The sequence below is a fragment of the Streptomyces sp. NPDC054956 genome, from assembly GCF_053609185.1.
Genome location: NZ_JBSGXB010000196.1, coordinates 1 through 14,357 on the forward strand (window position 1 = coordinate 1; position 14,357 = coordinate 14,357).

At 73.2% G+C, this 14,357-nt stretch carries 12 protein-coding genes and 1 pseudogene; 9 read left to right on the forward strand and 4 right to left on the reverse strand.

What is annotated here, in order from left to right:
• The 5 genes and pseudogenes from ACWGDE_RS25990 to ACWGDE_RS26010 form a co-directional block, all read left to right on the forward strand.
• Positions 1-384, forward strand: a pseudogene (locus ACWGDE_RS25990) (ATP-grasp domain-containing protein); the annotation flags it as partial.
• A gap of 81 nt (positions 385-465) precedes the next feature.
• Positions 466-1,731, forward strand: coding sequence for an NAD(P)-binding domain-containing protein (locus ACWGDE_RS25995; RefSeq protein WP_453391442.1), 1,266 nt, complete (start codon positions 466-468; stop codon positions 1,729-1,731).
• Positions 1,732-1,762: 31 nt separating this feature from the next.
• Positions 1,763-2,038: a hypothetical protein gene (locus ACWGDE_RS26000; protein ID WP_453391443.1), complete on the forward strand. Its 276-nt coding sequence runs from the start codon at positions 1,763-1,765 to the stop codon at positions 2,036-2,038.
• Positions 2,039-2,052: 14 nt separating this feature from the next.
• The gene (locus ACWGDE_RS26005; RefSeq protein WP_453391453.1) at positions 2,053-4,146 is read left to right on the forward strand and encodes a SpoIIE family protein phosphatase; all 2,094 of its coding nucleotides are present in this window, start codon (positions 2,053-2,055) and stop codon (positions 4,144-4,146) included.
• A gap of 79 nt (positions 4,147-4,225) precedes the next feature.
• Positions 4,226-4,393, forward strand: coding sequence for a hypothetical protein (locus ACWGDE_RS26010; protein ID WP_453391444.1), 168 nt, complete (start codon positions 4,226-4,228; stop codon positions 4,391-4,393).
• Positions 4,394-4,479: 86 nt separating this feature from the next.
• Here the strand turns inward: ACWGDE_RS26010 and ACWGDE_RS26015 are convergent, their stop codons facing one another.
• Positions 4,480-4,905, reverse strand: coding sequence for a DUF6299 family protein (locus tag ACWGDE_RS26015; protein ID WP_453391445.1), 426 nt, complete (start codon positions 4,903-4,905; stop codon positions 4,480-4,482).
• A gap of 187 nt (positions 4,906-5,092) precedes the next feature.
• On the opposite strand from ACWGDE_RS26015, the gene ACWGDE_RS26020 reads away from it, so the two are divergent.
• Together ACWGDE_RS26020 and ACWGDE_RS26025 are read left to right on the forward strand one after the other, a co-directional pair.
• Entirely contained in the window at positions 5,093-5,707 is a 615-nt protein-coding gene (locus ACWGDE_RS26020; RefSeq protein ID WP_453391446.1) for a DUF4352 domain-containing protein, read from the forward strand.
• 57 nt (positions 5,708-5,764) lie between these two features.
• Complete coding sequence (locus ACWGDE_RS26025; protein ID WP_453391447.1) at positions 5,765-6,259, forward strand: DUF5949 family protein; 495 nt, start codon at positions 5,765-5,767, stop codon at positions 6,257-6,259.
• An 83-nt stretch (positions 6,260-6,342) separates the two neighbouring features.
• Here ACWGDE_RS26025 and ACWGDE_RS26030 read toward each other — a convergent pair whose 3' ends face one another.
• The 3 genes from ACWGDE_RS26030 to ACWGDE_RS26040 all read right to left on the reverse strand — a co-directional run bounded on the left by ACWGDE_RS26030 (position 6,343) and on the right by ACWGDE_RS26040 (position 9,666).
• Entirely contained in the window at positions 6,343-7,599 is a 1,257-nt protein-coding gene (locus ACWGDE_RS26030; protein WP_453391448.1) for a cytochrome P450, read from the reverse strand.
• A gap of 143 nt (positions 7,600-7,742) precedes the next feature.
• Positions 7,743-8,915: a low temperature requirement protein A gene (locus ACWGDE_RS26035; RefSeq protein ID WP_453391449.1), complete on the reverse strand. Its 1,173-nt coding sequence runs from the start codon at positions 8,913-8,915 to the stop codon at positions 7,743-7,745.
• Between the two features lie 28 nt (positions 8,916-8,943).
• Positions 8,944-9,666, reverse strand: coding sequence for a sirohydrochlorin chelatase (locus tag ACWGDE_RS26040; RefSeq protein WP_453391450.1), 723 nt, complete (start codon positions 9,664-9,666; stop codon positions 8,944-8,946).
• Between the two features lie 271 nt (positions 9,667-9,937).
• On the opposite strand from ACWGDE_RS26040, the gene nirB reads away from it, so the two are divergent.
• Positions 9,938-12,721, forward strand: coding sequence for a nitrite reductase large subunit NirB (gene nirB, locus ACWGDE_RS26045; protein WP_453391451.1), 2,784 nt, complete (start codon positions 9,938-9,940; stop codon positions 12,719-12,721).
• A 150-nt stretch (positions 12,722-12,871) separates the two neighbouring features.
• Positions 12,872-14,293: an MFS transporter gene (locus tag ACWGDE_RS26050; protein ID WP_453391452.1), complete on the forward strand. Its 1,422-nt coding sequence runs from the start codon at positions 12,872-12,874 to the stop codon at positions 14,291-14,293.
• Positions 14,294-14,357: the final 64 nt, after the last annotated feature.

Sequence of the window (14,357 nt, forward strand, 5' to 3'; positions counted from 1 at the left end):
CCCCCGGCACCGCGCGGTCCGGGCGCCGCCGAGCGGCCCGTCGTACCCGGGGGCCGCAAGGAGGGGGCCGGACCGGGCCCCGAGCGTGCCGGGGGCCCCGGGCCCGTACGGGTGGCGCCGCGGGCGGAGCGGGGCCGGGTGGAAGCGGCCTGGTTCGCCGCGGACGACCCGCTGCCCTTCCTGGCGATGCTCGCCGCCTTCCTGGGGCGGGGAGCGGGCAAGGCCGGGCGGATGCTGCGCGGCGTCCCCGAGCACGGGCGGCGCACGGCTCGCGCGGTGGTGCGCGCCCCGCGCCAGCGCGGCCGCGAACGGCCCGCCGCGACCGCCTCCCGGCCCGCCCCGCCGGAGGCTTCGGCCGAGCCGGACGAGTTGGTGACCCGGTGACCCCCCGCCCGGGCGGGGGCCCGGGGGCGGCGGCTTCGGCGGACGGACCATGAAAGGACCGGAGGGACAGCGGTGACGCGGATGGACGATCTCGTGGTGGTCGGAGCGGGGCCGTACGGGCTCTCGATCGCCGCCCACGCGGCCGGTGCCGGGCTCGGGGTGCGGGTGCTCGGGCGGCCCATGGCCTCGTGGCGGGATCACATGCCCGACGGCATGTACCTGAAGTCGGAGCCGTGGTCCTCCAACCTGTCGGCGCCCGGCGGGCGGTACACGCTGGCCGAGTACTGTGCGGGCCGCGGCATCCCCGCAGCGCACGGAACTCCGCTGCCCATCGGGACGTTCAGTGCGTACGGGCTCTGGTTCGCCCGGCACGCCGCACCCCCGGTGGAGGAGGCGACCGTCACGGAAGTCACCCCGCAGGGCGAGGGTTTCCGCATCCGCACCGCGGAGGGCCCGCCGCTGCTCGCCCGGACCGTCGCGCTGGCCGTGGGCGTCATGCCGTTCGTCCGGTACCCCGACGCGCTGCGGGAGCTGCCCCCGGCCCACTACTCGCACAGCAGCGGCCACCGGGACCTGACCCGCTTCGCCGGCCGCGAGGTCGCCGTGCTCGGCGCCGGGCAGGCGGCCCTGGAGACCGCGGCCCTGCTCGCGGAGAACGGGGCCCGGCCCTGCCTCGTCGCGCGGCGCGCCCGGCTGAACTGGAACACCGTGCCGCAGCCGCTGCGCCGGCCCCCGCTGCGGGCCCTGCGCGACCCGCACAGCGGCCTGGGCACCGGCTGGCGCAGCTGGGCCTGGTCGGAGCTGCCCTGGGCGGTGCGCCGGCTGCCGGCCCCCACCCGGGAGCGGATCGCGGCGACCGCGCTGGGCCCGGCCGGGGCCTGGTGGCTGCGGGAGCGCTTCGAGCGGCGGGTCCCGGTCCTGCTCGGGCACCGGCTGCACCGGGCGGTCCCGGCGGGCGAGCGGACCCGGCTGGGGCTGACCACGGACGCCGGGGAGTCCGTCGTCCTGGACACGGCGCACGTGATCGCGGCGACCGGGTTCAGCCCGGACCTGACCCGGCTGGAGCTGCTCGACGCGGGGCTGCGGGCATCCCTGGCCACGGTGGGCGGGAGCGGGACGCCGGAGCTGAGCCCCGGATTCGAGTCCTCGTGGCCCGGGCTGTTCTTCGCGGGGCTGCTCACGGCTCCCTCATTCGGCCCTTCCATGCGATTCGTGCACGGTGCCGGCTTCACGGCGGGGAGACTGGTGTCAGGAGTCCGCAAGCGGCTGGGTGCCGCCGGTCCGCGGACGGGCTCCCACGGTGCGCCGCGGGCCGACCGGGCCCCAGCGGCCGGGTACAGAGCGTGAGAGCCAGTCACAGAACGTGAAAGGTGTCGCGATGAGCGCTGAGCGAGCACAGGGCCGCGGCTGGGTGAGGATTCCCGCCAGTCGCGCCGAGCAGCCCGCCACGGCGAGGGCGGCACCCCCGCGCCCGCAGGCCCCGTACGGACACGCCTCCTACCCGAGTGCCCCGTACCCGAGCGCCCCGTACGACCCCTCCTCGATCTACCTCTCCCTCGTCAAACGCTGGCGGGAGGCCGGTCGCACTCTTCCGGGGCATCCTGACGAGGAGTGGGAGCGGCTCATTTCCCAGCCGTGCTGGCCCGGCCGTTAGGTGGTGTGAGTCTCGTGGCAGCGGCGGAGCGACGCGACAAGAGACCGGAGAGCCCCGCGAGCCCCCTCACCGGACCCGGTGAGCGGCTGGCGCTCAACGGCATGGGCAGCTTCGAGTGGGACCTCGTCGCCGGGACGATGGTGCTGGACGAGGCCGGGATGACGGTCTTCGACCTGGACGCCGAGACCTTCGACCAAACCCCCGAGGGGCTGGGGCTGCGGATTCCGGCCGACGACAGCGCGCGGCTCGCGGACACGGTCCTCGCGGCGCTGGACGGCGGCGAGGAGACGTACGGCCAGTACTTCACGGTGAGCCGGCGCGACGGCCGCGACCAGTGGACGCACACCCAGGGCCGGGTGATCAGGGACGAGGAGGGCCGGCCCGTACGGGTCCTCGGCATCGTCCGGGACGCGACGGCCGAGCTGGCCCACCTCACGGTGCTGCGCAAGCTCGAGTCGGCGCGCGCCCAGCAGGCCACCATCGTCCAGCGGACCACCGAGGCCCTGTCGCGGGCGGTGACGGTCGACGACGTCACGGCCGCCCTGACGGGCGCGGGTGCGCTGGAGCGGCTCGGTGCGGAGGGCCTAGCCCTGGGCCTGGTCGAGGGCGGCACCATCAAGATCATCGCGCTGAGCGGGGAGTCCCTGGAGATCCTCAGCGAGCGCAAGTTCACCCGGCTGGACGGCTCCTTGCCGCTGTCGCGGGCGGTGATCACGAGGAAGGCACGTTTCGTCACCTCGCTGGCGGCGCTCTCGGAGGAGTTCCCGCTGCTCGCGGACTACCTGAGCCGCATCCGCTACGACGCGGCCGCCTACCTGCCGCTGATCGCCCAGGCCAAGGCCATCGGCGGACTCGTGCTGTTCTACCGGCGGCGCACCGAGTTCAGCCCCGAGGAACAGAACCTGTGCCTGGGCCTGGCCGGCATCGTCGCCCAGTCCCTGCAACGGGCGCTCCTGTTCGACCAGGAGCGGGAGTTCGCCACCGGCCTGCAGGCGATGATGCTGCCGCGCCGGATCCCCGAGATCACCGGCGGCGAGATCGCCGTGCGCTACCACTCCGCCTGGAGCGGGCGCGAGGTCGGCGGGGACTGGTACGACGTGATCGCGCTGCCCCGCGACCGCGTCGGCATCGTCGTGGGCGACGTACAGGGCCACGACACGCACGCCGCCGCCATCATGGGCCAGCTCCGCATCGCCCTGCGGGCGTACGCGGGCGAGGGGCACCCGCCGTCCACCGTCCTGGCGCGCGCCTCCCGCTTCCTCGCCGAACTGGACACCGAACGGTTCGCGACCTGCATGTACGCGCAGGTGGACCTGGAGACCGGGGGAGTACGGGCGGTCCGCGCGGGCCACCTAGGCCCGCTGATCCGGCACACGGACGGCCGAACGGGCTGGCCCAACGTGCGCGGCGGCCTGCCGCTCGGGCTGGCCACGGTCTTCGAGCGGGAGGAGTTCCCCGAGACCCGTCTCGACCTGGTCCCCGGCGAGACCCTCGTCCTGTGCACCGACGGGCTGGTCGAGGAGCCCGGCACCGCCATCACCCAGGGCATGGAGGCCCTGGCCCACGCGGTCCGCAGCGGCCCGCAGGAGGCCGGGGCGCTCGCCGACCACCTCTCCGACCGGCTGTGGGAGCGCTGGGGCTCCGGCGACGACGTGGCCCTGCTGGTGCTGCGCCGGGCCCCCGACCCGGGCACCCACCGGGCCCCGCGCATCCACCAGTACGTCCACCAGGCCGACCCGGAGGGGCTCTCGGAGGCCCGCTACGCCCTGCGGCAGGCCCTGCGCGACTGGGGCATGCCGGAACTCGCCGACGACGTGGAGCTCGCGGCCGGGGAACTGCTGGTCAACGCCCTGCTGCACACCGACGGCGGAGCGGTGCTGACCATGGAGGTGCTGCCCGAGCCGGTCCGGCGGATCCGGCTGTGGGTCAAGGACCGCTCCAGCGTGTGGCCGCGCCGGCGCACGCCGGGCGAATCGGCGACGACCGGACGCGGGCTGCTGCTCGTGGACGCGCTGGCCACGCACTGGGGCGTGGAGTCCCGGGGCGACGGCAAGGCGGTGTGGTGCGAGTTCGACGCGGCGGGCAGCGCCGCCCGGAGCGCACCGTGAGCGGTCCGTCACGTCGAGTTGTGGGCCGGCCGGTGCGGGGCGATGATGCGGCCATGGAACGGACTTCGCGGATCTCGCCGTGCGCCGGCTGAGCAGGCGTGCGGTGACGGGCGTGCTGGCGCTGCTGCTGTTCGCCGCCGGAGTGCCCACGGTGGTGGACTGGACGACCGGGCGCCCGCACTCGGACCCGGGGTGCCAGACGGTGGCCTTCATGTCGATGACGGACGTGGCGCCGGAGTGCCGGTGACGGCAGGGCGGCCGCGGCGCCGGTGACGGGCGCGCCGCCGGAGTGCCGGTAGCGGCGGCTACCGGACCGGCGGGCGGCCCACCGCGCTACCGGTGGTCGGCCACCCAGACTTCCTTCTCGTCCTGCGCGACCGTGTCGATGGCCCGGGGGAGCAGCCCGCCGTGGAAGTGGATCTCCTGGAGTTCCGCCACGGCCTTCGCGGGGCCCTCGTGCAGGCCGAAGTCGAATCCGGGCTTGCTGCGGGCCGTCCACGTGTGCTGACGGTCGTCGCAGACGGCCTGGCCGGCACCGATGCCCATCTGGACGTTGTCCTGGACGAGGGTCGCCTTGATCTGAATCGCTCCCGCGGGTGACGCCTGCCGGCAGTGGTAGGTGCCGGAAAGGGTGATCGCGCCGTCCTCGCCGATGTGGGCGTGCGACTTCACGGAAATGCCCTGTTCGAAGACGGTGGCCTGTGCGGGGGCCGTGAATACCGCGGTGGCGGCCAGCGCCGAGAGTGCCGTCAGGGCCATGCGGGGGGCGTGAATGCGCACTGTTCCTCCGGGTCGTTTTCAGGTGACGGGAATCCGCCGGAACGCATTGTGCTGGCATATGGAGGGCAATGCGTTTCCGCGTGCTCGTGTCGGTGTGTGCAAATGCCCGCTCGGGCGCGTGAGACTGGCCGGAATACATCCCCGAAGATCCCCGAAGGGATCCCGCATGCGCCGTACCGCTCCCGCTTCCGCACTCGCCGCCGCCCTCCTCCCGGTCCTGCTGTTCGGCGCCACGGCCTGTTCCGGCGCCCCCGAAGGGGCCGCGCTCGCCCCCGCCGCGGTGCCCGCCGTACCGGTGGACGACGGTGCGCCGGGCGTCGGCGACGATCCCGCGACGGACCGGGAGGGGGTGGTGCGGCAAGCGTCGAAGGATGCCCATGTGGGTGACTCCGTACGGGTCAAGGGCCGGGAGGTCGGCCGTCACCTGCAAGTGGTGCTCAACGCCTACGTCGACCCCGCGGTCTCCGTGGAGAAGAACTTCGCCCCGGCCGCCGGCAGGCGCTGGGTGGCCGCCTCGATGTCGTTCGTCAACGTGGGCGGGGCCTCGTACGGGGCCCTCGGGCGCATGTGGGCGCTCGACGGCGCGGGGAAGCGCCACGCGGTGGTGCCCACGGGGGAGCTCACGACCGGCAAACCGCTCGTCTTCGATTCCCTCGCGGTCGGTGAGCGGGCCGAAGGATGGGTCGTGTTCGAAATTCCGGAAAACGCTCGAATCGTACGCCTGCAGTACCAGGACGCGAACATGCAGGCGAATTCCGGAGGTGGATTCTGGGCGGTCTAGCCCGGCCGGGTGAAACGCCGTCAAAGGGACGGGGGCCGGACCACTAAGGTGCGGCGCATGACTTCTACCCAAGCCGAAATCGACCGCTCCAAGCTCGGCACCCTTTCGGTGCTCGCGTGGATCGGAGACCCCGAAGAGGCACACGACATCCCCTACCTCCTCGCCTACATCCTCGGGGACGGCCCCGACGGACCGGCGGCGAGCGAGGCGGCGGCCCGCGGGCTGCTGGAGGAGATCGGCCTGCCCATCGGCGACGTGGTGATGGACGGCGTCCGCAACCCGGCCGCCTTCCCGGTGCAGATCCTCCTGGAGGGCAACCAGATCGCGCTGACCCTGCCGGGCATGAACGCCAAGTGCATCGCCCCGCCGGAGTGGGTCAAGGCGGCGGACGACAGCGGCCAGGCGTACTTCCTCTTCGCCACGCGCGCCTGGCCCGAGGCGGCCCCCGGCCAGCCGGTCGCCCCCGAGACGCTGCAGGCGTTCGCGGGCGACGAGTCGGTGCTCACCGGCAGCGCCCACGCGGTCCTCGCGGTGCGCCGCCTGCAGAGGTAGGCACCGGCGACCGCGATCGGCGGCCCACGCTCCGGCCGCCGGGCTCCCAGCCTGCCCGGTGGCCGGTCAGTCCTCCGATCGCGCTACGCGGGGCCTTCGAAGGCGAAGCGCAGCGAGCGGACCCGGTTGTCGAAGTTGGACCCCGCCAGATCGGGCAGTCCGACCGCGCGCAGGCCGACCGGGCGGGTCAGCAGCTCGCGGAAGAGCGCCTTCATCTCCACCCGGGCCAGGTGCGCGCCCAGGCAGAAGTGGGGTCCGCCGCCGCCGAACCCCAGGTGGGGGTTGGGGGAGCGGGTGATGTCGAAGGCGTCCGGGTCGGGGAAGACCGCCTCGTCGCGGTTGGCCGAGGCGTAGTACAGCACCACCTTCTCGCCGGGGGTGAACAGGCGCCCGCCCAGGGAGTGTTCGGCGACCACCGTCCGGCGGAACTGGATGATCGGCGTGGAGTGGCGGATCATCTCGTCCACCGCGCCGTCCGCGTGCTTCTCGAAGTCCTCGAGCAGCAGGTCGCGTTGGCCGGGGTTGTCGGTCAGCAGGGTCAGGCCGTGCGTGATGGCGTTGCGAGTGGTCTCCACCCCGGCCACCATCAACAGGGAGAAGAAGGCGCCGAGCTGGCGGGCCCCGAGGGCCTGGCCGTCCACGTTCGCGCACACCAGCGCCGAGATCAGGTCGTCGGTGGGGTTCTTGCGCCGCTCGCGCCCGATGCCCGCGACCATCCGCTGCATCCGGGCCAGCGCCCGCAGGCCGCGCCCGGGCATCCGCAGCCGGGCCGCCAGACCCCGCTCCACGCCGATGTTCTCGGAGGCGTGGTTGACGCGGTCGGCGATCTCGGCGCGGTAGCGCTCCGGGATGCCCATCATGTTGCAGATGACCTCCAGGGGCAGCCGGGAGGCCACCGCCGAGACGAACTCGTCGGGCTGTTCGGCCAGTACGTCGTCGACGATGCGGGCCGCCACCGCGTGGATGTCCTCCTCGGCCGCCGCCAGCAGCCGCGGGGTGAAGGCCCGCTGGACGATCTTGCGCAGCTGGGCGTGGTCGGCGCCGTCCAGGTTGACCATCGAGTCCCCGAACAGCGCCCGCACCCACCGGGCCGGCTCGGGCGTGGTCACCCCGGGCGCGCTCGCGAACACCTTGGGCAGCCGGCTCGCCTCCTGGACGTCGGCGTGGCGTACGAGGGCCCAGTGCCCGGTCCCTTCGGGGACGAACACGGGGGAGTCCAGGGCCCGGAGGCGGGCGAAGGCGGCCAGGCGGTGGGCGGGGGGTGCCTGCCAGAACGCCGGGTCGGCGAGTTCCCTGCCGGGGTCGGCGCCCGCGCCGTGTCGTTGTGCCGGGAGTGTCATGGCCGTGCCTCCAGTTGCTGCGCGTCGTCCTGCGCTGGAGAACGGTGGGGGTGGCGCGGGAGTGACGGTTCGGCGCGGCGCCGTTGCCGGGGGCCGGCCCAGGACCCCCGCGCCTCGAGCGCCGGCGGGGCTGGAAGGCCGCCTCAAGCGCCGGCGGGGCTGGATGCGCCGGCGCGGACCGACAGGGCCGTGCCGATCGCGATCGTGGCCGCCGCGACCAGGCCCGCGTACAGGACGGCGTACTGGCCCGCCCAGGTGCAGGCGAGCACCGCCAGGGCGGAGAGCGGCAGGGTCAGCTGCTGGGCGAGGCCGCGCTTGAAGTGGCGGGAGTGCAGCAGCCACACCATCAGCAGGAAGAGCGCGGACGGGACGGTGACGGAGGCGTTCGCGGCCAGCTGCGAGATGTGTGCCTTGCCGACCGCGTGCTCGACGGCGACCTCGATGCCCGCTCCGATCGCCGCGCCGGAGCCGAAGATCAGCAGGTGCCCGTAACCCCACGGGATCGACTCGCGGTTCGAGGTCAGGTGCTCGTGCATCGGCACCGCGAAGTAGATCCACCAGGCGGCGAAGACGATCAGCAGCCCGCCGGCGGCGATGGGCAGCAGTTCGCCCAGGGCCTCGTGCTCGTCGAGCGCCGACTTCACGGCCACCGTGCTCGCCGCGATCGTCTCGCCCAGCACGATGATCGTGAACAGCCCGTAGCGCTCCACGATGTGGTGCGCGTGCCACGGCGTCTGGTGCCCGCGCTCGGCCAGCACCGGGACCAGCAGTTCGACGGCGGCCAGGATCAGGAACAGCCAGCGCTTGGAGTCGGCCGGGGCGAACAGCAGTGCCACCCAGCCGGCCTGGCACAGCACCAGCCCGGCCGCGTACTTCAGGGCCGACGTCCGGGCCGCGCCGCTCTCGCCGGACGCGGCCCGCAGCCACTGGGCGGTGAGCGCGACGCGCATGATCAGGTAGCCGATGACGGCCACCGTCCAGTCGTTCTCGTCGAACGCCCGGCTCACGCCCGCCGCGTAGACGAGCACGCCGGCGATCTGGACGAGCGTGGCGATCCGGTACGGCACGTCGTCGCAGTCGTACGCGGAGGCGAACCACGTGAAGTTCATCCACGCCCACCACACGCCGAAGAAGACGAAGAAGTAGCCGATGACGCCGGTACCGGGATGGCCCTCGGCCAGGGCGTGCACCAGCCGGGCCCCCGCCTGCGCGATCGCGACGACGAAGCAGAGGTCGAAGAAGAGCTCCAGCGGGGTCGCGGCACGGTGGCCCTCGTCCCGGCTGCGGGCGGTCATGGGTACGTAAGCCAGAGCCATACCGTCCAGGACAGCAGCCGTACGGGCTTCAGCAGGCGAGGCGCGCGGCCCTCAGCGCCCGTGTGCCCCGGGCGGACTCGTAGCGCCGCAGGACGAGCCGGGCCAGGCGCGGATGGTCGGCCAGCGGCTCCGACACCGTCCAGGCGGCCGAGCCGTTCAGGGCGTGCGTGAAGCGCCCCGGGGCCAGCAGGTGCGCGGCGACCGCGATCCGGCGGTGCCCCGCGGCCCGGAGGGAGGCCAGCGCCTCGGGGACGGTCGGCCCGGCCGAGGTGAGGTAGGCGGGGACCACCGGGACGGGGTCGGGGCCGCCGTCGAGTTCGAGCAGGGCGGCCAGCTGGGCGGCGCAGGCCCGGGTGCCGGTGTTCCCGCCGGGGCGGGAGGAGCCCGCGCCGGCCACCACCACGGCGTCGGCCCGCGTGTACGGGCCCCGCCGGCGCTCGGCCTCGCGCAGGCGGCCGAACAGGGCGGCGGCCACGTCGCGCTCGCCGCTGAGGCCCTCGGTGAGCACGCAGCCGGTGCCCTCCAGGACGGCGGGGATGTCGACGCGGCGGTGGAAGCCGTCGCCCAGGAGCAGCGGGACGACCACCGCGTGCGGGTGCTCCCGTACGACCTCGGCCAGCGAGGGGCGCTGCACGTCGAGGTGGCCGACGCGTGCGTGGACCCCGCTGAGGGCCTCGATCGCGGCGGTCAGACGGCCGATGGTCGCGGCGGCGGCCGGGACCGCGCTGCCGTGGACGGCGAGTACGAGCATGTGGTCTGCCTCCCTGGTCCCAGCCGGGTGCCGTCCTTCCACGCTAGGCGCGGCGGCGGCCGCGGGGAGCCTGGCCAAGGGCCCGCGTCGCAGGTCAGAGGTCCTGTGCGGAAGAGGCCGCTCTCCCCGGACCGAGGGGTCCTTTACGGACGCCGCGGGCTGTGGAGCGGACCTACCGTCGAAATGTCGGAATGTAAGCACGCGCGAGGTCCCCCGGCCGTCCCGGCCGCCGGCGACCCGCGCGGCTCTAGGGACACACGGAGTGAGATCCATGGGGCAGACGCTGGTTGTCATCGGCCACGGCATGGTGGGACACCGCCTGCTGGAGGCGCTCGCCGAACGCGACGCGCTCGCCGACCCGGCCCGCCCCGAGCGCGGCGGCTGGCAGGTCACCGTCCTCGCGGAGGAGGACCGTCCGGCCTACGACCGCGTGCACCTGTCCGCGGCCTTCACCGGCTCCACCGGGGAGGAACTGTCCCTGGTCGCACCCGGGTTCCTGGAGGAGCACGGCATCGACCTGCGGCTCGGGGACCCGGCCGAACTGGTCGACACCGCCGCCCGCACCGTCACCGCCCGCTCCGGCGAGGTGCTGCGCTACGACGCGCTGGTGCTGGCGACCGGCTCCTACCCCTTCGTGCCGCCGATCGACGGCGCCGACGCCGAGGGCTGCTTCACGTACCGGACGCTGGACGACGTGGCCGCCCTGACCGCCTACGCCTCGGCCGAGGGCTCCCGTACCGGTGTGGTCATCGGCGGCGGACTGCTCGGCCTGGAGGCGGCGGGCGCGCTGCGCACGCTCGGACTGACCACGCACGTCGTGGAGTTCGCGCCCCGGCTGATGCCGTTGCAGGTGGACGACGGCGGCGCGGCCGCCCTGCGGGCCACCATCGAGTCCATGGGCGTCGCCGTGCACACCGGCGTCGGCGCGGCCGGCGTGCAGATCCACCCCGACGGGCGGGCGCAGGCGCTGCGGCTGACCAACGGCGAGGAGATCAGCTCCGACGTCGTCGTCTTCTCGGCCGGTGTGCGCCCGCGCGACCGGCTGGCCCGCGAGTGCGGCCTCGCCGTCGGCGACCGCGGCGGTGTCGTGGTCGACGCGCACTGCCGCACCAGCGACCCGTACGTCTACGCGATCGGCGAGTGCGCGCAGACCGTCGACGGCAAGGTGTACGGGCTGGTCGCGCCCGGCTACCAGATGGCCGAAACCGTCGCCGAGGCCCTCGCGGGCGCCGGCGAGCTGACCTTCACCGGGGCCGACACCTCCACCAAGCTCAAGCTGATGGGCGCCGACGTGGCCTCCTTCGGCGACCCCTTCGCGCCCGAGGGCCGCGACGGGGCCGTCTCGGTGGTCTTCTCCGACGCCCGCGAGGGCGTGTACAAGAAGCTGCTGCTCGGCCCCGACGGCGCCCTCCTCGGCGGCATCCTGGTCGGCGACGCGGAGGCGTACGGCTCGCTGAAGCCGCACGCGGGACGGCAGCTGCCGGCCCCGCCGGAGGCCTTCATCCTGCCGTCGACCGAGGGCGTGGCCCTGCCGGGCGCGGACGCGCTGCCCGACGACGCGGTGGTGTGCAGCTGCCACAACGTCACCAAGGGGCAGGTGCGTGACGCGGTCGTCGCCGAATCCCTCGCCGACATCGGCGGCGTCAAGAAGTGCACCAAGGCGGGCACGGGCTGCGGCGGCTGCATCGGCACGCTGCAGGCGGTCCTGGACGCCGAACTGGCCGCGGCGGGCATCGAGAAGCCGCGCGGGCTGTGCGAACACTTCACCCTGACCCGGGCGGAGATCTACGAGAAGATCCGCACCGAGCGCATCCGCAGCTTCAGCGAGCTGCTGGAGACCTACGGCGAGGGCGGCGAGGGCTGCGCCGTCTGCAAGCCGGTCGTCGCCAACGTGCTCGGCACCCTCGCCCCGGACCTCGGCCTCGGGCACATCCTGGCGGGCGAGCAGGCGGCCCTGCAGGACTCCAACGACCTCTTCCTCGCCAACCTCCAGAAGGACGGCACCTATTCGGTGATCCCGCGCGTCGCTGGCGGGGAGATCACGGCCGAACAGGTCATCGCGCTGGGCGAGGTGGCCCGGGACTACGGCCTCTACACGAAGATCACCGGCGCCCAGCGGATCGGCCTGTTCGGCGTCCGCAAGGAGCAGCTGCCCGACATCTGGCGGCGGCTCGGCGGTGCCGGATTCGAATCCGGGCAGGCGTACGGGAAGTCCCTGCGCGCGGTGAAGTCCTGCGTGGGGGCCCGCTTCTGCCGCTTCGGGCAGGGCGACTCGATCCAGCTCGCCATCGACCTGGAGCTGCGCTACCGGGGTCTGCGCACCCCGCACAAGTTCAAGGGCGGCGTCTCCGGATGCCTGCGCGAGTGCGCGGAGGCCCGGGGCAAGGACATCGGCGTCATCGCCACCGCCAACGGGTGGAACCTGTACGTCAGCGGCAACGGAGGCGCGACCCCGCGCCACGCCGACCTGCTGGCCTCGGACCTGGACACGGCCGGACTCTTCGCGCTGATCGACCGGTTCCTCATGTACTACATCCGCACCGGGGAGCGCCTGGAGCGGACGGCCGCCTGGATGGAGCGGCTCGGCGGGAGCACGGCCGGGCTGGAGCACCTCAGGGAGGTGCTCGTCGAGGACTCGCTCGGCATCTGCGCGGAGCTGGAGGCGCAGATGGAGCGCCACGTGAGCGCCTACGAGGACGAGTGGGCCGCGGTCCTGGAGGACCCCGCGGCGCTGGAGCGCTTCGGGACCGTGGACTTCGGGACGGCGACGGGCACGGCCGCGGCCGACGTGCTGGAGCCGGGCCGCGGGCGTACGGCGGTACTGCCCGACGGTACCCAGGCGGCGGTCTTCAAGGACCGCGCGGGCGAGGTCTACGCGGTCGGCAACCGGGACCCCTTCTCGGGCGCCGACGTCATCGCCAACGGCATCATGGGCTCGCGGGACGGCGTGCCCGTCGTGGCCTCGCCGATGCACAAGCAGGTCTTCGACCTGCGCACCGGAATCTGTCTGGACGACCCCGAAGTGTCGCTGCCGCTGGTGGAGCTCCAGCCGTAGGGCCCTGTGGGCGCATTGCCAACGCACTGTGGGCGGCGGGACCTTGTCCCGTCGCCCACAGTGCGTTGTCCTCTGATGCACGGGGCGGCGGAAGCGGAACCTGGATAGGTCAGGACCATCAGCAGAAGATCTCAACGTTCAGGACACGCCATGAGTTCCGCCAAGCAGGACGTGCGCGCGGCAAGCGGGCGCGTGCAGGCGCCCGATCCGGCGCAGTACCGCCCGGGCCGCACGATCACGGAGTGGACGCCGGAGGACCCGTCCTTCTGGCAGTCCACCGGAAAGAAAGTCGCCGCCCGCAACCTGTGGATCGCGGTGCCGGCCCTGCTGGTGGCCTTCGTGGTCTGGCAGGTGTGGAGCATCACGGCGACCAACCTCAAGGACGTCGGCTTCGGCTTCTCCCAGTCGCAGCTGTTCTGGCTGACGGCCGTTCCCGGCATCACCGGCGGCACGGCGCGCATCGTCTACACCTTCATCGGTCCGATGATCGGCCAGCGCCGCTTCACGGCGATCTCCACCGTCGTGCTGATCGTCCCGCTGCTGTGGCTGGGCTTCGCGGTGCAGAACCCGGACACCCCCTACGGCACGATGATCGCCATCGCCGCGCTCTGCGGCATCGGCGGCGCGAACTTCTCCTCCTCCCTGGCCAACATCGGCTTCTTCTACCCGAAGCAGGAGAAGGGCAACGCGACCGGCATCAACGGCGGCCTGGGCAACCTGGGCGTCTCCGTGGTGCAGCTGCTCACACCGATCCTGATCACCTCCTCGGTCCTGGCGATCGGCGCGGGCCAGAAGAAGTCGGACGGCTCGGAGATCTACCTCCAGAACGCCGCGTTCGTCTGGGTCCCGGTCCTGATCGTCCTCGCCGCGGTCGCCTGGTTCGGCCAGAACGACCTGAAGGTCGCCTCCACCCCGTTCAGCCAGCAGAAGATCATCTTCAAGCGCAAGCACAACTGGGTGATGACCTGGCTCTACGTCGGCACCTTCGGCTCCTTCATCGGCTTCGCCGCGGCACTGCCGCTGCTGATCAAGACCACGTTCCCGGCGTACTCCGTGGCCACCTACGCCTGGATGGGCCCGGCGCTGGGCGCGCTGGCCCGCTGGGCCGGCGGCTGGATCGCCGACAAGCTCGGCGGTGCGCGGGTGACGATCCTGTCCTTCGTGGGCATGGGCGCGTCGATCATCGGCGTGATCACCTTCCTGCCGGCCGGCTCCGACACCGGCTCCTTCTACGGCTTCTTCTTCTGCTTCCTGTCGGCGTTCTTCTTCTCGGGCATCGGCAACGGCTCGACCTTCCGCCAGATCCCGGTGATCTTCCGCGGGCAGCACCTCAAGGGCCTGACCGAGGGCACCCCGCAGTACGCGAAGGCGCTGAAGCAGGCCGAGATCGAGTCGGGCGCGGTGACCGGCTTCACCGCGGCCATCGCCGCCTACGGCTTCTTCTTCATCCCGGCGATGTTCGCCAACTTCGCCGTGACCAGCGCGATGTGGGGCTTCGTCGCCTTCTACGCCAGCTGCGTGGTCGTGGCCTGGTGGTTCTACGCCCGTCCCGGCGCGGAGGCGCCCAGCTAGTCGGTAGCTCCGCCGGGAAGCCCGGGTGTGGTGCGGGGCCGCTGCGCGAGCGGCACCCGGCTGC

Bases quoted from the DNA above. Each gene is read 5' to 3' on its own strand.
- ACWGDE_RS25995 (WP_453391442.1), top strand. From the start codon at position 466: ATGGACGATCTCGTGGTGGTCGGAGCGGGGCCGTACGGGCTCTCGATC.
- ACWGDE_RS26000 (WP_453391443.1), top strand. From the start codon at position 1,763: ATGAGCGCTGAGCGAGCACAGGGCCGCGGCTGGGTGAGGATTCCCGCC.
- ACWGDE_RS26015 (WP_453391445.1), bottom strand. From the start codon at position 4,905: ATGGCCCTGACGGCACTCTCGGCGCTGGCCGCCACCGCGGTATTCACG.
- ACWGDE_RS26020 (WP_453391446.1), top strand. From the start codon at position 5,093: ATGCGCCGTACCGCTCCCGCTTCCGCACTCGCCGCCGCCCTCCTCCCG.
- ACWGDE_RS26025 (WP_453391447.1), top strand. From the start codon at position 5,765: ATGACTTCTACCCAAGCCGAAATCGACCGCTCCAAGCTCGGCACCCTT.
- ACWGDE_RS26030 (WP_453391448.1), bottom strand. From the start codon at position 7,599: ATGACACTCCCGGCACAACGACACGGCGCGGGCGCCGACCCCGGCAGG.
- ACWGDE_RS26035 (WP_453391449.1), bottom strand. From the start codon at position 8,915: ATGGCTCTGGCTTACGTACCCATGACCGCCCGCAGCCGGGACGAGGGC.
- ACWGDE_RS26040 (WP_453391450.1), bottom strand. From the start codon at position 9,666: ATGCTCGTACTCGCCGTCCACGGCAGCGCGGTCCCGGCCGCCGCCGCG.
- nirB (WP_453391451.1), top strand. From the start codon at position 9,938: ATGGGGCAGACGCTGGTTGTCATCGGCCACGGCATGGTGGGACACCGC.
- ACWGDE_RS26050 (WP_453391452.1), top strand. From the start codon at position 12,872: ATGAGTTCCGCCAAGCAGGACGTGCGCGCGGCAAGCGGGCGCGTGCAG.